Origin of the sequence: Mycoplasma sp. 480, from assembly GCF_051353065.1 — a bacterium.
In the GTDB taxonomy this organism is placed as follows: Bacteria; Bacillota_I; Bacilli_A; order Mycoplasmatales; family Metamycoplasmataceae; genus Mesomycoplasma_A.
The window spans coordinates 607,915-631,628 of the sequence record NZ_CP195722.1; the positions used below are offsets into that span (position 1 = coordinate 607,915).

Sequence of the window (23,714 nt, forward strand, 5' to 3'; positions counted from 1 at the left end):
TTAATAACCTCTTATCTTTTTAAGTTCTTTAAAGTAATATTTGTAAGGGATTTTGAAAAGCGATATTTCTTTTTTTTCAATTTCTTTTTGTTGTTCTAAGTTTAACTCTACTTCTGTATTTATAAACAATTTTCCTTTATTTTTGATTATTTTTAAAGCAGTTTCTATTTCTTCTTCATTATTTATAAAATAAATTTTTTCATTGTTAATTTCATTTAAATACTCTAGTTCTGCAAGCAATTTAGAACTATTGATTAATATTTCTTCTATTTCAAAATCTTCTTTTTCTGCTTGTGCAAAATTTATAGTTTTAACTTCTAAATACTTTAAATTAAACTCTGAACCATTTGAATATTTTTCGCCATTATCTTTGAATCCTGTTATAACAGTTTTTATTCTTGAAAAAGTTATATTTCTAGATATGTTATTTTCATTATTTGTGCACAAAATAAATTGTCTTTTGCCATTATCCTCTTTATTTAATTCCATTACTGCTTGTGCAGTAGTTCCACTACCGGCAAAAAAATCTAAAACTATTGAATTTTTATTAAAAAATCTTAATATATATTTTATTAAACTAACAGGTTTTGGATTATTAAAGTTTTTATTAATCAATATTTTATTTATTTCTTTTATACCTTCTTTAGTATTTTCAATTACCGATTTCGCTACTTCCATTTCAGAATCTGATAAAAACCTTTTGAAACGTGGTGTTTTAGTTTCATCATCATAAAAATAAATTCGATTATTTTTTAAATGTTCTTCCATAGTTTTTAAGCTATATCTTCATCCTGTTTTTGGATTTTTACATTCTTTTTTTGTAATTGGATGAAGAATTTTATAATTATTTTTTTCGCTAAAAACAGGAGAAGAAGTATTATCTAAAGCAAAAACTTTAAAATTTCAATCTGTCTTTGTTAAATATTCTTTTTCAACTTTATTATAGTTTGAAATTCCTTTTAATTGGGGATTCTCTTTATAAAAAGATTTTAATAGTTGTTCTACTTCCGAAATTTCTAAATTTTCTTCTTTAGCATATTGAAGTAAATTTTGCACTTCTAAAAATCCTGGTTTAGTTATTTTAAAGAAATTTTTTCTTTCTAAAATTTCTCTATTTTTACTATAACACAAAATGTATTCATGATTAGTTGATGTTGTTTTAGAATTGTTTTTTGTTGAATTTTTAATTCAAATAAAATTTTCTATAAAATTAAATTCTCCAAAAATTTGGTCGCATAAAATTTTCAAATGAGCAAACTCATTTTCATCTATGCTAATTAAAATAACTCCATTATCTGCTAATAATTCGCGAGCTAATTTCAATCTCTTATTCATAAAAGATAATCATTTAGAATGCGGGAATTTATCATTTGCATCAACATAATTATCGTTATAAATAAAATCTTTATTTTTAGTGTTATAAGGTGGATCAATATAAATGACTTCGATTTTATTTTTATGAGTTTTCAAAAGTAAATTTAAGGTCAATAAGTTTTCACCTTCTATTAAAAAATTTAATGACTTTTCTTTAGAATTAATTATCTTATTTGCTTTATTTTCCTGCAAAAAAAGAATATTCGACTTTAAAACATTATCTACTTTTTCTTTTTGCTCTTCTCAAATTAAGCCGAATCTTTTTTGACTTACTTCTTTTAATAATAAATTCAGTTGAATTAATCTTTTTTCATCTCTAGTTTCGCTTTTTATTTCTTTTATTAATTCTACAAATTCTTCTTGTTTTGTTTTTGAATAATTACTCATTTTTACTTCCTTTTATTTTCTTTATTATAAATTAAATTTTACTATAAGTATTATTTTATTTATTTTAAAATCTAATAAAATAAAGGAGTATAATTAAAATATAACAATATTATTAAATAGGGAGAAACTATGTTTATACCAACACAAATAATAGATTTAATAAATAAAAATGGACCAGACTTACCGCTAATTTATATTAAAAAAGTTTTAAATGATTATAAATTTTATCAATATAAAGATGAAATAGAATTTTGAGAATGAAATTCTCTAAAAAGAGATTTATCCGATTATTTATCAGATATGATATTAAAAGCAGATTATAACAGAGAAAAAGTTGCTATCTTTTTTTCAACTTCATCTGATAATATAGGTTGATTTTCAGAATCAGTAATACCCGGAGATCCTATATGAGATAAAACTAAAATTTTTTCAGGAATTCTTAGTGGAGTTTTTGAAGGAATAAGTCAAATAATAGAAGCATCTAATTTTATAGATGAAAGAACAAGAGAAAAAGTATATGAAATTTCTTTTTTAATCTCAACTAATGGTGATTTAGACAAAATTAAAAATGATTTAAGTGACTTATTAAATATAATTGATAGTTTGCCTTTCTATCACAGAACAGGACCAAATGGACCAATAATGTATAATAAGATTAAAAATATGATCAATTCAATTAACTCAATAAAAGAAACTGCAATTAAAAGATATATAAACAAAATAAATGGAACAGAAAGAAAATTCATTGAATAATGAAAATCTATTTTGATAAAAAGAATGGTTATTTATTTTATACAGAAATAATTAATGAAAATAACAGTTTTTTAAAAGTTATAGCCAAATTTTTGATTTACCTTTATTTAATTATTTTTACCTTAATTTCTTTTTTTTATATTGATTTTATTTACAATAATTTGTTTTTTGGAATTGTCTATAACTTAATTTTTTTATTCAGTTATTTTAGTGGAATTATTTTATTTTTATTTTTCATTTTAGGTTTTTTAAGAACTTTAAACATTATTATTATCAAATTAATGCTTAAAAGAAATAAAAAATTTAGTAATTTTAAAATATTTATTTTAACTAAATATTACTTTTTTTTACATTTTAAATTTAAAAATGGGAGACAACTTTTATGAACAAAACAAAATACTTTATAAAAAGAGAAATAGAAAAAATAAGTGCAATTACTTCCTTTAAATATCTTATTATTAAAATCTTATTTTCTTTTCTAATTACAAGTTATTGTATTTTAATATCTTCTGCCTTATCACTAAATTTTTCTTTCATTTATGACAAAATTTCAAAATACTATCAAAACCAAGAAACAATTGAAAAAATTTTATTTTACTTAAAAATTTTATTTATTATTTTTTCCGTTTATTTTTCATTAAAACTAGTTAAGAATATTTCGGAATATTATTTACTATATTATTATAACAACTATTTTGTTATGAATTATTGTATGATATTTTTAATAATTATAAATATTTCTAAACTTAATTTTTTTAAAAGTTTTAAATTGATTCAAATTTATTTTAATTTTCAAAAAATTTCATTTATAATTGAAAAACTAAAAAATAAAAATTTAGTTATTATCAATGATCTAGCAGAATATATACTAACAAATGACTACTCCTTAATTAACAAAATAAGTTTAATATCCACAGTCCCTATTAATGAATTAAAATTAGAACAAAATTTTAATAAAATTCTATATAAAGATAATGAAACAATTCGAGGAATAATAAATAAAGTCAATATTGAAATTATCTTTAATAATGATACTATTAAAGAATTTCAAACAAAAAGTAATGGTTTTATAATTTCAAATAAATATTGAAATCTTTTTGAAAACATTTTTAATTTAATATATAAACAAAAAATTCAAAGTGAAAAAGAATCTTTTAAACTATTAAAAACCATTGATAATTTTATTTTTTCTATTGAATTTGAAAAAGATATTCTAGATGAAACTTTTAACAAACTCAAACTATCTAAAAATTATAAAAATACGGAAAATTTACAGGAAAATAACAAAAAAATGCTTTTAAAAACTTTAAATAATGCTGTATTTATTGAAAATAAATTAATTATTAAACAACTAATTGAAAATTTTTAATTTTGAATATTTAACCTAAAAATCATTTATAAAAAGCAATGAAGTTTTTCTTCATTGCATTTATTCTTTTATTTCTTTTCAGAATCAAGGGAGTGCAAAAGAATTAGGATCTTTAGCATTTGCTCTTGCTATTTGAGCACCAAAAGAACCTGTGTTCTTTAAGCTTAATGGATTTTCGTTATTTCAGTTAATACCAAAATAATTAAAATCTGTTGTATCATAACGGAACCCATCAGATCATGCTCCACCAGAACCAGATGTTCAAAGTGCTATAAAACTATTGTCGTCTGTAAATATTCCAGAACCAGAATTCCCTGTTCCAAAATATAAAGGTGCAAAATTAGGTGTTTGTGTAAATCTAACATTATCTCTACCTATTGTCGGTCTATGATTTACATATCCTGTTTTAGTTCCTCAAACAGGAAAACCTAAATGAGCTGTATCTCTAATTGTAGGAACAAACATTTCACTTTGTTTATAATTTGCATCAAATTTTAAATCAGGAATTTTAAAAAGATTTTCTAAATGTTTCGCAAGTCCCATTCTTCCATCTCTTTTTGTTTGTTTTAAAAGTGCTTTTAAATCAATAATAGTTACTGCTGCATCATATGCGGCTTTAGATGTACCATTTTTACCTATTTGACTTTTATCTCATCCACCAACTCATATAATTTTGGATGGAACTTTACTAAATCCAACATCATTTTCGGTGGCATTATATCTATATCCTGGATTAATATCATTTTTGTATTTATCACTTGCAATTAAGAAAGTTCTATTTATTTTAGGTTGATAAGGAAGGTTATCACCTGTAATTTGACTTAAACTACCTACTTCTCTATCTACGTGTTGATTTGTTAACACATAAAATCTAGCATCATTTGGATCATTATTAACTTTTCCTATAATTGAACCAGAAGCAAAATAATATTTACCTGCAATATCTGCAGCATACTTTACAACTCTTGATTTTACAGTATTCACAAGTTTTCAATCATATCATTCGTGTCTAATTCATTCTTTATCTGGTTTATATCCTTCATGAATTTTATAAATTACATTTTGATTTGGATTATAAACACTGTAATCTGAATCAATATTTTCATCATTATAATGTAAAATTGGTTGTTGCTGTAAATCATAATTTACATGTTCATAATTATATTGATTAGTTTTGTAATCGCTAAAATGTTCCTTTTGATTGCTATTTGTATATTTCATTACTATTTTTGCTGGTGCAAAATTTAAAATAAAAGCTCTTGAAGGAGAAAAGTTAACATCATTTGGTTGTGTATAAGTTGTATCAATAATAATTTTGTATTCAGGATTTTTTAGTTTTAAAGTAAAGGAAATTCCTGTATTTTCGTCATACTGAGCACTTAAAATATATTCCACTGGTGGCACTTGAATTCAAGTTCTTCCTTTTGGAAATTTATAACCACCAACAACACCTTCTTTAATAACTAATTTACCTATTACTAACTCTTCAAAATCAAAATCAAACTTAGGAACTTTAGATTCATTTCTTACTCTATCATCTTTGTCATTATCAACTGATAAAACATTTCCAAATAAAGTTAATTTAAAACTTCTGTTTTTTGCTCCTGATGCAAGAAAAGTTTTTTCAATATACTGTTTTTTTAGTACTCAAGATGCAACGTTGGTTTTAGGATCTAAAGTTCAAATTAAATCTTTTCAAAAAGGTTCTAATTCTCTTTCTCTTTCAACTTCATTTTCTGAATAAAAGACTGTATTTAGTTTGTTATTATCAAATGTAAGTTTATTAGTTCCTTCATTAGTGATAATCTTTTTAAATCCGCTAATTTTGTATCAAACATCACTGTTAATAACTGAATCATCTTTTTTATAAAAGGCAAATCTAACAAATGCGAAATCATCATTTGCATTTTGAATTTCTGAAATTTTAAAGCGATTTTTAGGTAAAGAAAAATTATTATATTCTATTTCATCGCCAGGATAGTTTAAAGTAACAATTCTATTTAATTCATCCAAATTATTTCTATAATAAGTTACATCATGTTCTTTTAATTGCTCTTTATTAACGTTGATATCTGATAAAGTTATTTTGTTTAAAATAACTGCAGGATAAAGTTCCTGTTGATAATCATTTACAACATTATCTAACACATATTCCTGTTCATTAGTAAATCTTTTGGTATTATCTAAAATATTAATAAATCCAATTTTAAATGATAATGATCACTTATTTATTTGTTTTATATCATAAAAATAATAAAAGTATTTAGTTAATAAATCATTTAAGTTTGCAGTACTTTTAACAATTCCACTTTTAGTAATTAATTTAGCATCTAAAGGTACAAATCAGTCATTATCATAACTTTGTCCAACTAAAGCAGAATCATCAGTTGCATTTGCTAATTTGAAAAAGTAATTCATTTTTTCTAGATGATTTTGGAAAAGAAAATCTTTTATATTAAATGCTCTATACAAGGTAACATCTCCTTGTCTAACTGCTTTTCCTTGAACTTTTCTATGTTGAAAATTAGTTTCATTAATTTTATTGATTTCTGTTTTGAAATTTTCTTCTATTTCACTGTAATTTCCTTTAAAATCGGCTGCTGTAAATTGTTTACCATTGATTGGTTTTATTGCTTCATAAGTAAAATGTCTAAAGAAATCAACTGTTTTTATATATCTTGATTTATTTTCAGGTAAAGGTGCTTTTTGTCCATCTATTTTGTATCAAAAGAAAACATTTGCGTCTCCACCTCTAGCAGTGTCTCTAATTTGTTTTATATTATTATAACTTTCAACATTTTCTACATAAATTTCATATCTACCATATTTAGGTAAAATATAAGAATTTTCAATTGCTATTTTTGCATCTTTTGAATAATAGTCTGTGTGAGTTTTTCTTACACCATCTTTAAATTGAAATTCTTCTAATAAATCACCAACCGGTCCACTTAAAAGTTGTAAAATTTTGTTTTTGTTTACTTCATCATCTTTTTCGGTGTTTTCATTTTCAAATTCTACTGCTTTTAAAGAAGTGAGATTAAAAGTTTTTATAACTTGCTTATTAAATAAAATATTTACTGTTGCTTGCAATTTATTTGTGTTATTTTCTAAACTAAAATTAGGCACTATATCATAACTAAAGAAATTCGAAATACCCTGTTTTTTCTTTATTAAATACTTTTTATATGTTTCATTTTCAAGAAATTCTCTAAATTTAATTTTAGATAATTCAAAGTAGTTAATATCGTAAATTTCATCTAAATTTGCAATAGATATATTATTTATAATAGGTGTAATATTTTTAGCAGAAAAATCAATTTCTTTTCTTATTGTTGTGTGCAAATTAGAATCAGTTTTTGCAACAGCATCTATTGTTACAACAAGAATATTTCTATTATCTTCTTTTAGTTGTAAATTGGAAATTGTGTAATCGATAAAATCTGTATCTAATGCTCCAAAATATAAATTTGCATTTTTTAAGTTAATAGAACCAGAGTATAAATATTGTTTTAAATCAAACTTTTCTGTATTAGAATTTAATTGAAAATTACTTAAATTTGCATTTGCTTCTCTATTGAAAATAGTTTGCAAATCATCATTTGTTGTATCGGTTGCATTTTTTATTTCATTTAATTTTGAAATAAATTGATCTGCTTTATCTATTGATTTAGTGAGATCAAAAATATCTACATCTAACAATTCATTATTTTTAATAAATGAATCAAGTTTTATTTTTTCTTTTAAAAAATTAAATTGTTTTTGTCCTGATAAACTATTGTTTGAAATTCCATTTTCAAATTCTAAAATTAGTGTTTTTAAATTTTCTATTTTAGAAAAAAGTTGTTCTAAAGCATTTTTAAAATTATCTATTTCTTGCTTAGTTTTTATTAATTTTACATTTTGAATTAACTCTTTTTTAAAATTATTTTCAATTTTAGAATTATTTAAATATTCGATTAATTTCTCTTTTGAAATATCGAAATCATTTTTTAGAGAATTGATTTTATTTAATAATTGTTCATAATCTTCAATAGTTTTAATTTCGTTATTTCTGTTGATAAAAAATTGTTTTTGATCATCTGTTAAAAAAGCAAATTCTTTTATTTCTTCCGTAAATTTGGTTTTCTTATAATGTAAATAGGACTCATTTAAATTTTTTGATTTTATATAATTTTTAAAATTTAATGATAAATAATCAATATGATTTTGCAAATCATCTACTGTCTTAAAAGATAAGATTTTCTCTTCAGAAAACCCTTGTTCTATAGTATTTGAAAAAGTGGATCAATCTTCAATTCTTAAAGATCAATTTTCTTTGTAAAAAGAGAAATCATCCAATAGTTCTTTAATATTTTTATCAACTTTTTCTAACTTATTATAGTATTCTTGATAATCAAAAATTTCCTTATTAAATTCAAATTTAAAATTCTTATTGTTAAATTTATAAATGGAAGGATTACTGAAATTTGTATCATTTATTTTTGTAGCAAAATTAGTAATTTCACTATTTAATTTTTTATTTTCATCATCAATTATAGGTAAATTTTGAATTATACTTTTTAGTTCATTAGTTTTTTCTTTAAAGTTAAAATTTTCAAACTTGGTTTTTAAAATTTCTTTAAAGATTTCATCCTTAAAATTAATAATTTTATTATTTTTATTAAATAATATTTCTTTTTTGACAGAAAAAAGATGATTTAACTCTTCAAAAGACATTTGGGCAAATTTATTATATTCATTAACAAAAGATTTAAGTTCATTAATTTGCTCTTCTCTTTTAGTTAAATCTTTTTCTTTTGTATGTAAAAATCAACTATAAAAATTTCTTAAGGGTTCGTCTATTTTATAATTGGGTTGTTTAAGAATAAAAGTTTTTAAATTTAGATTTTGTTCATTATATTTTCTATTATAATCTTTAGTTTCAATATTGTTGTTATTATATAAAATAAGTGATGTTGTAGTTCCTATTAGAACACTTGCACCAATAAGAGAGGTATTTATTCAAAAAATTGCTGCTTTCTTTTTTTTATTATTTTCCATATTTCCCTTATTTTTTAGATAAATTTAATTTATATATAGTTGTATTATTGTTTTCATCTGTAACTAAAATTTTAAATATAGATTTAATTTTTGTATTGTTTTTAATGTTGACTTCAGATAAAACTTCCTTAATTTGAATTCTTAAATTTTCTTGATTAGGAACCAAAATGTTTAGTTGTTCCAAATTAGGTAATTCAATATCATAACTAGTTTTAAAAGAATTAAAATTTTCAATAGGTTTATTATTTATTAAAACAGATTTCAAAAAGCTTGAATTAGAATTTTGAGTTAAAATTTTTAAACTATTTTTTACTCAAAATTGAAAATCTGTAATTCCTATCATTGAATCCCCACCATTTGCTGTTTTAGCTGAATCTCATGAAAATTTAAATCACCTTGTATTAATAGGATCAAAATTAAAAACAGTTTGATTAGACACGTTAGCTCCATAAAGTGGGTTTGCTGGAGTTATATCAAATTGACTTCCTTTGTTTTTGTCTAAATTTGTAACTTCTGTTCAATTTTCTCCATCGTTAGAATAAGAAAAATAAAAGGTTTCTGGCAATGTGCTTCCGCCCCATCCATTTTTAAATCAATTGATTCTAATTTGAGAAATGGATTTTCTTTCATCTCATTTAAAAACGATTGTTCTGTCTGAAATGGAAGTATGTCTATTGTGGATATCTCTATTATCTCATCTAGACTCTATTCCTTGATCGCTATCAAGCATTTTTCAAAAATCATAATTTGCTTGATTAAAAATTTTTGTTGATTTGTCATAATCAATTTCTTTTCTGGCACTTAATTCATCAATAGCAGGTAAAACACTTCTTACGTATTCATCTCCATCTACTTGAGTTCTTGTATAAATTGTTAATTGAGTAGTTAAAGATGGATAATCCTTAATGTGCCCCTGAATTGTTGTGGAGTAATCAATGAGTATTTTTTCTTCAAAATCAGTGTCTCAAACAACTTCTTTTTCAAAACTAAAATCTGTATTATTTATAATTAAAACAGTTTTTGGTAAATCTTGTTTAGTAATAACTTTTCCTTTATTAAAATAAAGAATTGGTTCTTGAACAATAAAATTAGTTTCTCTACTAACATCATTTACTGTTTCTTTTATTTTAAAAATATCTGAATTTACTTTTGTGTAAATTCCTTCTTTAAAATTTGGATTAGGATTTTTAGGTGGAAATTGTTCTGAATTTATATTGTCATTGTTGTTGTTAGAGTTACACGAAACAACAATCAAAGATGTTGATAAAGTTGCTAATAATAAAGGAAAAAAGATTTTTTTGTATTTTTTATTCATAAATATTCCTAGTTATTTAAATCTATAAAATTGGTTCGTTCTTGTTCGGAAATTCTTTTCATTTTAAATCTTGAATTTTTAATGTAGTGACTAATTCTTTGGCAGTGATGTGCCATTCTTTCTATTGTTCTAAGTAAAACGCTATAATCAAAGTCTTTTTCTAATTGTTTTCTGCCTTCTTCTGTTTTTAATCTTTCAACATTGGATTTTGCAAATTCTAAAGTTAAAATATTTAAATTATTAGACATTTTGTCGATAAATTCACTACGCTCTTTTGTTTGTTCTTCAAGTTGAGAAGCGGCATTTTTGATTAAAACAAGCACTAAAGAAACAAGTTCTTTAATTTCCGTAACAATTTCTGGTTCTATGTCAAAGAAAAGTTCGTTTTTCGAGTCATAAATTCTATTTAATTCAATAATTACACTTCGACCTAAACCCATAATTTTATCAATAGAACGGGAAGATAAAATTAAAGATAAATGTGTTTTAGCTTCATTTTTAGTTAAATTATTAGAACTTATTTGAACTAAATAATTGTAAATTAAAGTTCTAGTGTTATCAATTACTTCTTCAAGTTCAGAATATCTTCTAAGTAATTTTGTATCACCAGTTTCAATATATTTATTTAACAATTCAATTCCTGCTTCTGAAATTTTAGCTTGTGAAAATAAAGCATTTTTGGCTGCTTTTAAAGCTAAAGAAGCATTTTGTCCTATTAATTCTTCTGGAAGATAAATATCAAATTCAGCTCCAACTCTTTTCTCTTTGATAAGAAAATTTACTAACTTTTCTAAATATTTTATTAATCAGAAAAATATAGAAACTAAAATGAAATTAAAAAGTAAATGTGCAATTGACAATTGAAGAGCTTTTTGATTTGGAACAATTAACTTAATAAAATCAGAATAAAAGGTAAAAGGTGATAAAAATGGCAATAAAATTAAGGAAATTGTGAAGTTAGTAAATCCTCAAATTAATGCTATTTTTTTAGAATTATTATTTTTTGATGTAAATGAAACAATCAATCCTGTTATTGTTGTACCTAAATTAGCGCCAAAAACAAGAGCAATTGCTGAAGGCAGTTGTAATAAGGAATTTGATTCATTGAAAACAACTTGATATAAAGTAACTGTTGCGCTTGATGATTGCAATAAACCAGTTAAAACAAAGGAAAATAGAAAAGATAATCAAGGATTAATTCCTGCAATTCTTAAAGTTTCTTTAAAGAAATCTTCCTTTACTATTTGCTTTGCTGCACCTGACATTATTTTTAAAGAAAAGAATACCATTCCTATCGAAACTAAAATTAAAAAGATATTTACAGCTTTTTCTTTTTTTGTTAAAAGGGAACCAAAAACTCCAAGAAACATAAAAAGAACAAAGTATTCAGTAAATTGAAAACTCGATTGAAATGAAACAATCAGTGAAGTAGTAGCGGTACCAATATTTGCTCCTAAAAGAAAAGCAATTGCAACCCTTAGTCCAATAAATTTGGCAGCTAATAACCCCATAATTAGAGCAATTGCACCATCTGAAGACTGAATTAAAGTGGTAATTAGTACTCCTACCATAAGTGCGACAAAATTATTTTTGGAAATAACTTTAATTATTTTTTTGAATTTACTATCTCCAATATTTTTTAATGTAGTTGATAGTTTTTTAGTTGCAAAAATAAACAAAGACAAACTGGCTAATGCAAATATAATTGCTAAAGTAGTTGTTTCAAAAATCATATATTAGGAAATTAATTAAAATTTATTAAATATATTTCCTAGTCCTCCCATTCCATTTTTTGACATTTCTTTCATTCTTTTTGAAAGCATTTCAAATTCAGTTAAAAGTTTGTTATAATCTTGAACACTCTTGCCACAACCTTTTAAAATTCTATTTTTTCTTGATGGCATTTTTAACAATTTAGGATTCTTCCTTTCTTCCATAGTCATTGAAGAAATGATAATTTCATATAATTTAATTTTTTCATCAACACCTTCAACTTGAGAAAGATCAATATTTTTAGGTAAACCTGGTATTAGTTTTATTAATTTAGAAAATTTTCCCATTTTTTTCATTTGGTGTAATGAATTTAGTAAATCATCTAAATTAAAATTACCAGCAAGCATTCTTTTACCTAATTTTTCTGCTTTTTCTTTATCAATAACTTCTTCAGCTTTTTCAATTAAAGATAAAACGTCTCCCATTCCTAAAATTCTATCTGCCATTCTATCTGGATGGAATAAATCAAAATTATTAGTTTTTTCACCTGTTCCTATGAAAACAATAGGTAAGTTTAATAATTTTGTTAATGAAAATGCAGCACCACCTCTAGCATCTGAATCTAGTTTAGTTATAATGGAACCTGTTAATTTTAAATAATCATTAAATGTTTGAGCAACATTAATAATATCTTGTCCAGATAAGGCATCTGCAACAAAAAATATTTCACTTGGTTTTACTATTTCTTTAACATCAACAAGTTCATTCATTAAATTTTCATCAATAGATAAACGTCCAGCGGTATCTATAACTACAAAATCATAATATTCATCCTTAGCTTTTTGAATTCCGTTTTTTACTATATTTTGGACGTTAGCATCATTTTCAAAATAAACATCAACATTCAATTGTTTACCAAGAACTTTTAATTGTTCTATAGCAGCAGGACGATAAATATCTGCAGCAATCATTAATGGTTTTTTAATCATTTTTTTTCTTAAAAAATAACTAACTAATTTTGCTGTAGAAGTAGTTTTACCAGATCCTTGTAACCCAGTCATCATTATGATTGTTCTTGTTTGATCTAATTTTATTTCCTTTGTTTTTCCACCAAGGATTTTAGTTAATTCATCATTAACAATTTTAATCATTTGTTGTCCTGGATTTAATTTACCAATTATTTCAGAACCAATTGCTTTTTCTTTAACTTCTTTAATAAAATCTTTTACAACAAGTAAGTTAACGTCAGCTTCTAAAAGTGCTAATTTAATTTCTCTTGTAATTTCTAATAAATCTTCTTCTTTTAAAGTTGTTTTTGAGCTAGCTTTTTGCATAGCTTTTTGTAATCTTTTCCCTAAAAAATCTAACATATTGCTTAATTATATAATAATTAATACCGTTTTGAGTAATATTGATAAAATATTTTAAAATTTTGTTTTTTATTTGCTTTTTTTGATAAAAAATTCATATTTTCGAAACTAAATATTTTCTTTTAAAAATGACAAAATATTCAAAATATCAGTTTTATGTTTTGTTGAACATAAAGCAAATATTTTTACTACAGTCATAAAAACTGTAACTATTTCTTTATTTATAATTAGTTTTAATTCTGTTAAATGTTTAGAAGTTTGTCCAAGTAATAACATGGAATTACTAAATAATGAAATAGGAATATTCAAATAAACCATCGGTTGAAAACCAGATGCATATTGTTGTTTTTGAATTGATATTTCAATATTAATTCCATTATCAAAAGAGTGTAAAAAAGTAGGCAAAACTATATTTTTTTGACTAAAATTTATTTCTTCAATTAATATTTCTTCGGATTTTTGATATTGAATTTTCTTTTCTTCAAAATAAAAGTTATATTTTTTTATTTTTTCAATTAATTTGTTAATATCGATTGTACTAATCATTTTATTTTCTATTAATTCTTTTAATATTCATGATAATTCAAAAAGATTTTTCTTTTTATTTTTGTAATTTACAAATTCAAATTCTTTGTTTTGTTCAGCATCTTTATCATAACTAATTTGTCACTCAAGAAAACAATTATCTTGAAAAAAATCTTTTGTTGTAGCAAATGTCTTAGGAAAATCTATTTCACTTTCTTTGATTTTTCAACGAAATTTTCCTTTATTTTTGGAAGAAAAAAATAATTCTAAAATTCCACTATTATTTTTAATTTTCATAATTAAATTATATTACATAATGTGATAAAATAAAGTAATGAAGCAAATTAATCTTGAAAAAAATATACACTTAGTTGAAAAACAAAAAATTCAACTCGGAAGTTATTATAGTCCTAAAAAAATAGTTCAAATAGCTAAAAAATGGGTTATGGATGAAATTAAAAATAATCCATTTGACCACATTTTGGATTTAGGTGTAGGTTATGGTTCTTTCATTAATGACTTTCTAGATTTAGAAAGCAATTTTATTGCAACTGATATTGATGAATTCAGTGTTAATTTTATAAAAGAAAATTTCCCTAATATTTCCATTTATAAAGAAAATTCGCTTATAAAAGTAAATAGAAGAAAATATAAAATAGAAGAGAATGAAAAAATTCTTATAATTGGGAATCCACCATATAATGACACTTTAAGTCAATACCAAAAAAATAAAAAAGGTTCTTTTGAAATGGATGAAAATCTTGTTTCAAATGATTTAGGTTTATCATTTTTAAAAATGTATAATGAACTTAAAGCAGATTTAATTTGTGTAATTCACCCACTTTCTTTTCTTATAAAAAAACAAAATTTTAATAAATTAAAATCTTTTTTTCAAAACTATAAACTTGAAAAATCTATGATTTTTTCAAGCAAAGAATTTGAACAACTAAAAAATAAAAAAACTAATGAATTTCCTTTAATTTTATCTTTATATAAAAGACAAAACAATATCGAAACAAATTATGAAGATATCTTAAAATTCAAATTTGATATTTTTAATCATCAAGATTTTTTTATCTTAAATAATTTCAATACAATTGATTCAAAAATACATAAATATCCTTTTAAAACTGAAGAAAAAGACATTTTATATTTTTATACATTAAGAGACATAAACTCATTAATTAGAAATAAAACCTTTTTAAGTAAAAAAATAAACAATGCAATAGCAGTTTCTATAGAAAATTTATATAAATACTGCTGATTAGATTTTTGTAAAAATAATTATTCTAATTTGAAAAATAAATTTTTATACTCTAATCTTAGTCCTTTATATACAGAAATGATTGAAAATGATTCAATAAAAAAAATGTTAGTTTCTTGAAGTTTATTAAATAATCAAACATTTAAAGAATTTGTTCAAAATAATAATTTAGAAGATAAAATTAAAAAATTTTATAATATCAATAATTTAGAAATTAATTTTAAAAAATTAGATAAGATATTTAAATCTACTTTAACTTTGTAAGATTTATTTTCTTTTAATAGACTGTAAATATTAAGAAAAGTCATTAGACTTAACAAAACAAGTCTTCCTTTTATAAAGTTTGATATATTATTAACTATTAATTAATTTGCTATTTAATTTCTTTTCAAAACCAAGGTAATGAGAAATCATTTGGATTTTTAGCATTTGCTCTAATGATTTGAGCACCAAAAGAACCGGTATTTTTTAAATTTAATGGATTTTCATTATTTCAATTAATTCCAAAAAAGTTATATTCATCAGTGTCATATCTAAAAATTTCTGAAGTTCCCCCGCCATTTCCTGATGTTCACAAACCAACTAAGCTATTTTTATCAACAAACATCCCAGAACCAGAGTTACCTGAACCAAAATATAAAGGTGAAAAATTTGGTGACTGTGCAAAAATTACACTATTTTTTCTTAAATCAGGACGATGATTTATATAACCAGTTTTAGATCCTCAATAAGGGAAACCTAAATGTGCCATATCTGTTATATTTGGTACAAAAATTTCCGCTGTTTTATAGTCAACATCCAATTTAACATTTTCTAATGTTTGTAAATTTTGAAAATGTTTAACAATACCCATTCTACCTTCTCGTTTTGCTTCTTTAACATAATCTCCTCAATCAATAATTGAAACAGCAGCATCATAATTTCCTTTTTGTTTGCTATCTTTAGAAATTTGATTTCTTTCTCCTGTTCCTACCCATAAAATTTTGGTAGGAATTTGACCAAAACCTACTTCATTTCGTGTTGAAGGATAACCGAAACCATCATTTATATCATTTCTATATTTATCACTTTCAATAAAAATATTTCTATGACTTATTGGTTTATATGGTAAGTTTTCTCCCGAAATTTTAGAAAGTTTATCAACTTCTTTTTCAACATGGTGATTAGTTAAAACATAAAATCTATGATTATTAATGTCATCATTAACTTTAGCTATTATTGTTGCAGAACCATTTCAAAGAGTATGGTTAATATTGGGAACATATTTAATTGCTCTTGATTTTACTGTATTTACAAGTTCTCAATTATGTCACTCACTTCTAATTCACTCTCTATCTGGTTTATATCCTTCATGAATTTTATAAATCACATTTTGATTTGGGTTATAAACATTATAATCTGAATCAACATTTTCATCATTATAGTGTAAGATTGGTTGTTGTTGTAAATCGTAATTTACATGTTCATAATTATATTGATTAGTTTTGTAGTCACTAAAATGTTCATTTTGCTTGCTATTTATATATTTCATTACAATTTTTGCTGGTGCAAAATTTAAAATAAAAGCTCTTGATGGAGAAAAATTAACATCATTTGGTTGGGTATAAGTTGTATCAATAATAATCTTATATTCAGGGTTTTTTAGTTTTAAAGTAAAGGAAATTCCCGTATTTTCGTCATATTTGGCACTTAAAATGTATTCAACTGGAGGCACTTGAATTCAAGTGTTCCCTTTTGGAAATTTATAACCACCAACAACACCTTCTTTGATAACTAGTTTACCTGTTACTAACTCTTCAAAATCAAAATAAAACTTAGGAACCTTAGTTTCATTTCTTATTCGATCATCTTTATCATTATCAACTGATAAAACATTTCCAAATAAAGTTAATTTAAAACTTCGGTTTTTAGTTCCTGATGCAAGAAAAGTTTTTTCAATATACTGTTTTTTTAACACTCAAGATGCAATATTGGTTTTAGGATCTAAAGTTCAAATTAAGTCTTTTCAAAAAGGTTCTAATTCTCTTTCTCTTTCAACTTCATTTTCTGAATAAAAGACTGTATTTAGTTTGTTATTATCAAATGTAAGTTTATTAATTCCTTCATTGGTGGTAATCTTTTTAAATCCGCTAATTTTATATCAAACATCACTTTTAATAACAGAATCATCTTTTTTATAAAAGGCAAATCTAACAAATGCAAAATCATCATTTGCATTTTGAATTTCTGAAATTTTAAAGCGATTTTTAGGTAAAGAAAAATTATTATATTCTATTTCATCACCAGGATAGTTTAAAGTAATAATTCTATTTAATTCATCCAAATTATTTCTGTAGTAAGTTACATCGTGTTCTTTTAATTGCTCTTTATTAACATTAATATCTGATAAAGTTATTTTGTTTAAAATAACTGCAGGATAAAGTTCTTGTTGATAATCATTTACAACATTATCTAACACATATTCCTGTTCATTAGTAAATCTTTTGGTATTATCTAAAATATTAATAAATCCAATTTTAAATGATAATGATCACTTATTTATTTGTTTTATATCATAAAAATAATAAAAGTATTTAGATAATAAATCATTTAAGTTTGCATTGCTTTTAGTGACTCCACTTTTAGTAATTAATTTAGCATCTAAAGGTACAAATCAGTCATTATCATAACTTTGTCCAACTAAAGCAGAATCATCAGTTGCATTTGCTAATTTGAAAAAGTAATTCATTTTTTCTAGATGATTTTGGAAAAGAAAATCTTTTATGTTAAATGCTCTATACAAGGTAATTTGGTCTTGTTTAATTGCTTTTCCTTGAACTTTTCTATGTTGAAAATTAGTTTCATTAATTTTATTGATTTCTGTTTTGAAATTTTCTTCTATTTCACTGTAATTCCATTTAAAATCGGCTGCTGTAAATTGTTTACCATTAATTGGTTTTATTGCTTCATAAGTAAAATGTCTAAAGAAATCAACTGTTTTTATGTATCTTGATTTATTTTCAGGCAAAGGTGCTTTTTGTCCATCTATTTTGTATCAAAAGAAAACATTTGCATCTCCACCTTTATTTTTATATTTAGCATCTTTTATATTATTATAACTTTCAACATTTTCTACATAAATTTCATATCTACCATATTTAGGTAAAATATAGGAATTTTCAATTGCTATTTTTGCATCTTTTGAATAATAGTCTGTGTGAGTTTTTCTTACACCATCTTTAAATTTAAATTCTTCTAATAAATCACCAACTGGACCACTTAAAAGTTGTAAAATTTTATTTCTATTTATTTCGTCATCTTTTTCGGTGTTTTCGTTTTCAAATTCTACTGCTTTTAAAGAAGTAAGATTAAAAGTTTTTATAATTTGTTTATTAAATAAAACATTTACTGTTGCTTGCAATTTATTTGTGTTGTTTTCTAAACTAAAATTAGGTAGTATATCATAACTAAAGAAATTAGAAATACCCTGTTTTTTCTTTATTAAATACTTTTTATATGTTTCATTTTCAAGAAATTCTCTAAATTTAATTTTAGATAATTCAAAATAGTTAATGTCATAAATTTCATCTAAATTAGCAATAGATATATTATTTATAATAGGTGTAATATCTTTGGTAGAAAAATCAATTTCTTTTCTTATTGTTGTGTGCAAATTAGAGTTAGTTTTTGCAACAGCATCTATTGTTACAACAAGAATATTTCTATTATTTTCTTTTAATTGTAAATCAAAAATTGTGTAATCGATAAAATCTGTATCCAATGCTCCAAAATATAAATTAGAATTTTTTAAATTAATAGAACCAGAGTATAAATATTGTTTCAAATCAAACTTTTCTGTATTAGAATTTAATTGAAAATTACTTAAATTCGCAGTGGCTTCTCTATCAAAAATAGTTTGCAATCCATCATTAGTTGCATCAGTTCCGTTTTTTATTTCATTCAATTTTGAAATAAATTGATCTACTTTATCTATTGATTTAGTGAGATCAAAAATATCTACATCTAACAATTCATTATTTTTAATAAATGAATCAAGTTTTATTTTTTCTTTTAAAAAATTAAATTGTTTTTGTCCTGATAAATTGTTATTTAAAATTCCATTTTCAAATTCTAAAATTAGTATTTTTAAATTTTCTATTTTAGAAAAGAGTTCTTCTAAAGTATTTTTAAAATCAAGAATTTCAGTTTTGGATTTTAGAGATTTTACATTATTTATTAATTCAGACTTGCTTTTTTCATTAATAATGGATTGATTTATTTCTGTTATTAAGTTAGATTTAGATAATTGAAAATTTTCCAATTCATTATTGAATTCAATTTCTAAATATTGTTCTTTTATAATTGTATTTACTTCTTTTAATTTGCTAGTAAAAGTCTTTTTTTGCTCTTTGCTTAAAAAAGAACTATTATTTATTTTTATTAAAAATTCTTCTTTTTTATAAATTAAATAATCACTAAAAAGATTATTTAAACTTATAAAAGAATTTAAGTCATTTAAAATAATATTTATATATTTATTAACTTGGCTTAAATTCGAGAGAGAGAGAGAGAAGACGCTTTTTTCCTGTATTTTTTCTTTATATTTGTTTGTAATTTGATTTATTTCATTTTTTAAATTACTATCAGATTTTTCAAAGTAAAAATCTAAAAAAGAAATTGTATCCTTAATTTCGTTTATCTCTAAATCTAAGTTTTTTATTTTTTGAAAGTAATTAGAATAAGAAAAATTTACATCCATAATGTCATTTAAAAAATTTTTATTTACTAATTTTAAAAGAAAATTATTATAAAAATTTGTAGAGTTTATTTTAGTAGAAAAAATATCTAATTCATCATTTAGATTTTTATTTTGTTGATTTATGTAAACTATATCTTTATTCTTTTCTATTAATTGGTTAGTATTATCTTCAAAATTGAAATTATTTAAATTAATGTTTGAAACAATTTTCTTAATTTTGTTTTTAAATTCAATTAATTCATTTGATTTTTTTAATAAATCAGGATATTTTTTTTCTATCCTTGAGTTTAATAATGTCAAAGGTTTGCTTAAAAAAGCATTATATTCTGAAACGAATTTTTGCAAGTTTAAAGATAACTTTTCTTTTTGATATAAATTTAAATCATTATTATTGATAAATTTAAAATAAAATTTTTCTAATAGTGAATCTAATTCACTGTTTGGTTGATTATAAATAAATGATTTCAATTGATTATTTTGTTTGTTTATTTTTTCATTATTAATTTTTTTAGTAATTAAAATGGAAGTTGTTGTAATCCCTAAAGTTAGAGCAATTATAGGAACAGAAAATACCATTATTGTTTTTTTATTAATTTTCATCATACAAACCTTATTCTTAATCATTTATTTTAATAATTTTAAATATATTATAATGCAAAAAATGTTGTTAAAAACATATTTTTATATATAATTTTACATATTAGAAAGGGAAAAATGGAATTAGATAAAATAAAAAATCTCGAAGATTTAAAACAAGCTAAAAATAAAGTATTTGGACCTGAAGGTGAAATAGCAAAATTAACTAAAGAATTAAAACAAACTACTAACGATAAAAAGGCACAAATTGGAAAAAAAATAAAGGAATTAAAAGAAAAAGCTGAACTTTTTTTTCAAAAAGCTGCTGAAAATATAGAAAAACATAGAATTGAATCTAAAATTCAAAACGAATGAATTGATGTTAATGAACCTTTGGAATCAAAAAGTTCATTACACCCTATAACTTTAGTTTCTAAAAAAATAAGAGAGTGATTTTCACAAAATGGATATTTAGAATACACAGATTCAGAAATTGTTAGTGATGAATATAATTTTGAAAGACTAAATATTGCAAAAGATCATCCGGCAAGAGAAATGCAAGATTCTCTGTATATTAATCAAAATCTACTTTTAAGAACTCATAACACAGGAATAAGTGCAAAAACTTTAGAAATGTTTAAAAATCAGTCTTTTAGTCAATTTTCAATTGGAAAAGTTTATAGAAATGACGAAGATGATCAAACACATTCTCATCAATTTACACAAGTAGACTTTATTAGTGTAGGTAATGTTAATTTTCCAAATTTAATCTGAACATTAAAATCTTTTTTATCTTATGTTTTAGAAGAAGAAGTTCAAATTAGAATGAGACCATCTTATTTTCCATTCACTGAACCTTCAGTAGAAGTAGATGTTTTTTACAAAAATAAATGAATAGAAATTTTAGGTGCAGGAATGCTACATAAAAATGTGCTAAAGCAAGCAGGATATACAAATGATATGAATGGTTTTGCAGCAGGAATTGGTCTTGAAAGAATTGCAATGATAAAATACCAAATTCAGGATATTAGAGAATTTTACAAAAATGATTTAAGATTTTTAAATCAATTTAGAAAGGAAAACTAATGATTTTTTCATATAAAAAATTAAGACAATTAGCTAATCTTGATGCTAAAATTACACTTGAAAATGTTTTAGAAGCAATAAATTCCATAGGTTTTGAAGTTGAAAGTTATCAAAAATTTAATAACATTGAAGGTGTTAAATTTGGTAGAATCAAAAACATCTATAAAAATCCAAATGCTGATAAATTGAATGTTTGTGAAATCGAATTTGCTGATAAAGATAGAGTTATTCAAACTGTAGCAACAAATGTTAAGCAAAATGATTACGTAATGGCATTTGTTCCTGGTTCTACCAATGGAAAAATGATTTTTGCTGAAAAAAAATTACAAGGTATTAATTCAGAAGGGATGCTTGTTTCTTTAAATGAACTTGGTTTTGATACTAACTTAGTTTGAGACGAATTTAAAGAAGGTATTTTTACTTTTCAAAAAGTAAATTTACAGGAAAATCCTTTAGATTTGCTTGATCTTGATGATTATTTAATTGATATTAAAATTCTAAGCAATCGTTCTGATGCTAACTCTTATTTAATAATGGCAAAAGAATTAGCTGCCTTTTTCCTTTCAGAACCTCTAAATATAAATTATAAAAATCCAACATTTAATAGCAACTTTATTATAAAAAATAATGAAAACAATCTTTTAACAGGTATTGAAGCTAAAAAAGATGGTAACTTTAAACTAAATATACAAGATTCATTTTTACTTTTAAAATCAGGAATTAAATTAGTTTCCCCTATAGTTGATTTAACTAATTTAACCTTGATTATGAGCGGAATGCCCACTCATGCATATAATAAAAATACTATTAAAAGTCCTTTACAACCACAAATTTTTTCTGGAAAATTTGAAGCACTTGGTAATAAAATTGTAGATTTTACAAACGCACTTGCCATTTATGATGGAAATAATCAAGCAGTTTCTCTTGCTGGAGTTATGGGAGCAGAAAAAACTTCTATAACTAAAGATACTAAAGAAATTATTTTTGAAATTGGTAATTTCTCTATTAAAGATGTAAGACATACAGCAAAGCAACTCAAAATTGATTCTAATTCCTATAAACAATCATCCAAAAAAGTTTCATTAGGTACAATGCTTTTAGGTCATCATTTTTTATCTAATTATTTAACTGAATTTTCACAAATAATCAATCTACCAAAAATAGAGCAAAAATCTATTTATTTTGATATCAATTACATTAATAGAATTGCAGGAAGTGAAATTTCAAAAACCGAAAGATTTGCAACAGTTAAAAAATCACTAGAAATTCTTAGTTTTGAGTTTAAAGGTGAACAAATTATTGTTCCTAACTATAGACATGATATTGAAGATATAGATGATATTCTTGAAGAAGTTTTAAGATTTTATGGATTTAATAATTTGATTTTAAATCAACCAAAAATTAACTCATTTTTAATTAATAGACCAAATATTATTAAAGAAAAAATCTCTTCTAGTGGTTTTCAAGAAGTTTGAACTTATTCTTTAATTTCAAAAGAACGTAATGTTTTTAATCCTTTTGATTTCAAACAAAATATAACTTTAGAAACTTTCGTTTCCAAAGAAAGAGAAGAAATTAGAAACTCTTTAGCAATTTCTTTAGCAGAAGTGATTGAATATAATCAAAAAAGAAAAATCACAGATATTTCTATTTTTGAAGTAGGAATGGTTAATGAATTTAAGAATGTTTTAGCTTTAGCTTCAACTTCTTATCCTTTCAATCAATTAAAAGAAGTGATTTTAAACAATGTTTCAGAAAATTTAACTTTCAAAAGAGCAGAAGATATTAATAATTTTCACACAGGAACAACCGCTTTAATATACCACAACAACACTCTTGTAGGGTGAATTGGAAAAATTTCTCCATATCTAAATATCAGTGATGCTTTGTTTGCTGAAATCAATTTAGATGCTATTGAAAAAGAGAAAGTAATATTTAAAGAGTATGATAATTCACCATTAAAATCAAGAGACATTACCTTTTCATTAACTAAAAGAGAAAGTATAGAAAACGTCATAAATGAACTATATGCTTTATATCAAAATATTTTTTCAATAAAAATTAAAGATAAATTTGAAACTGAGATAGAAGTAAAAATTACCTTAAATATTCTTTGTGATGAAATTGGAATGAAACTAATTGATCAAAAGTACAATTAAAGAAAAAAGCACTCAATTAATGAATGCTTTTTTTGTTTTTTTCTT

At 23.0% G+C, this 23,714-nt stretch carries 12 protein-coding genes; 5 read left to right on the forward strand and 7 right to left on the reverse strand.

Annotated elements, in window-relative coordinates; genetic code table 4:
* Entirely contained in the window at window positions 1–1,761 is a 1,761-nt protein-coding gene (locus tag ACR34G_RS02630) for a site-specific DNA-methyltransferase (RefSeq protein ID WP_436358415.1), read from the reverse strand.
* A 129-nt stretch (window positions 1,762–1,890) separates the two neighbouring features.
* Here ACR34G_RS02630 and ACR34G_RS02635 point away from each other — a divergent pair, with 129 nt between their 5' ends.
* A complete protein-coding gene (locus ACR34G_RS02635) occupies window positions 1,891–2,514 on the forward strand; it encodes a hypothetical protein (RefSeq protein WP_436358416.1) in 624 nt (207 codons plus the stop codon).
* A 382-nt stretch (window positions 2,515–2,896) separates the two neighbouring features.
* On the forward strand, window positions 2,897–3,883 hold the full coding sequence (locus ACR34G_RS02640) for a hypothetical protein (protein WP_436358417.1): 987 nt from the start codon (window positions 2,897–2,899) through the stop codon (window positions 3,881–3,883).
* A 60-nt stretch (window positions 3,884–3,943) separates the two neighbouring features.
* On the opposite strand, the gene ACR34G_RS02645 is transcribed toward ACR34G_RS02640, so the two are convergent.
* The 5 genes from ACR34G_RS02645 to ACR34G_RS02665 all read right to left on the reverse strand — a co-directional run bounded on the left by ACR34G_RS02645 (window position 3,944) and on the right by ACR34G_RS02665 (window position 14,143).
* Window positions 3,944–8,923 carry an MGA_1079 family surface serine endopeptidase gene (locus ACR34G_RS02645; RefSeq protein ID WP_436358418.1) on the reverse strand — a complete coding sequence of 1,660 codons (4,980 nt, stop codon included), beginning with the start codon at window positions 8,921–8,923 and terminating at the stop codon, window positions 3,944–3,946.
* Window positions 8,924–8,930: 7 nt separating this feature from the next.
* Complete coding sequence (locus ACR34G_RS02650) at window positions 8,931–10,238, reverse strand: discoidin domain-containing protein (protein ID WP_436358419.1); 1,308 nt, start codon at window positions 10,236–10,238, stop codon at window positions 8,931–8,933.
* A gap of 8 nt (window positions 10,239–10,246) precedes the next feature.
* Window positions 10,247–11,971, reverse strand: coding sequence for a Na/Pi cotransporter family protein (locus tag ACR34G_RS02655; RefSeq protein WP_436358420.1), 1,725 nt, complete (start codon window positions 11,969–11,971; stop codon window positions 10,247–10,249).
* Between the two features lie 15 nt (window positions 11,972–11,986).
* Window positions 11,987–13,321: a signal recognition particle protein gene (gene ffh / locus ACR34G_RS02660; RefSeq protein ID WP_436358421.1), complete on the reverse strand. Its 1,335-nt coding sequence runs from the start codon at window positions 13,319–13,321 to the stop codon at window positions 11,987–11,989.
* A gap of 108 nt (window positions 13,322–13,429) precedes the next feature.
* Complete coding sequence (locus ACR34G_RS02665; RefSeq protein WP_436358422.1) at window positions 13,430–14,143, reverse strand: R.Pab1 family restriction endonuclease; 714 nt, start codon at window positions 14,141–14,143, stop codon at window positions 13,430–13,432.
* Window positions 14,144–14,180: 37 nt separating this feature from the next.
* Here ACR34G_RS02665 and ACR34G_RS02670 point away from each other — a divergent pair, with 37 nt between their 5' ends.
* A complete protein-coding gene (locus ACR34G_RS02670) occupies window positions 14,181–15,374 on the forward strand; it encodes a hypothetical protein (RefSeq protein WP_436358423.1) in 1,194 nt (397 codons plus the stop codon).
* 109 nt (window positions 15,375–15,483) lie between these two features.
* Here the strand turns inward: ACR34G_RS02670 and ACR34G_RS02675 are convergent, their stop codons facing one another.
* Window positions 15,484–20,472, reverse strand: a complete 4,989-nt coding sequence (locus tag ACR34G_RS02675; RefSeq protein WP_436358424.1) for an MGA_1079 family surface serine endopeptidase — start codon at window positions 20,470–20,472, stop codon at window positions 15,484–15,486.
* A gap of 90 nt (window positions 20,473–20,562) precedes the next feature.
* Between ACR34G_RS02675 and pheS the strand changes: the two genes are divergently transcribed.
* Window positions 20,563–21,510 carry a phenylalanine--tRNA ligase subunit alpha gene (gene pheS / locus ACR34G_RS02680; RefSeq protein WP_436358425.1) on the forward strand — a complete coding sequence of 316 codons (948 nt, stop codon included), beginning with the start codon at window positions 20,563–20,565 and terminating at the stop codon, window positions 21,508–21,510.
* Window positions 21,510–23,669, forward strand: coding sequence for a phenylalanine--tRNA ligase subunit beta (locus tag ACR34G_RS02685; RefSeq protein WP_436358426.1), 2,160 nt, complete (start codon window positions 21,510–21,512; stop codon window positions 23,667–23,669). The genes pheS and ACR34G_RS02685 overlap by 1 nt, the downstream gene beginning before the upstream one ends.
* Window positions 23,670–23,714: the final 45 nt, after the last annotated feature.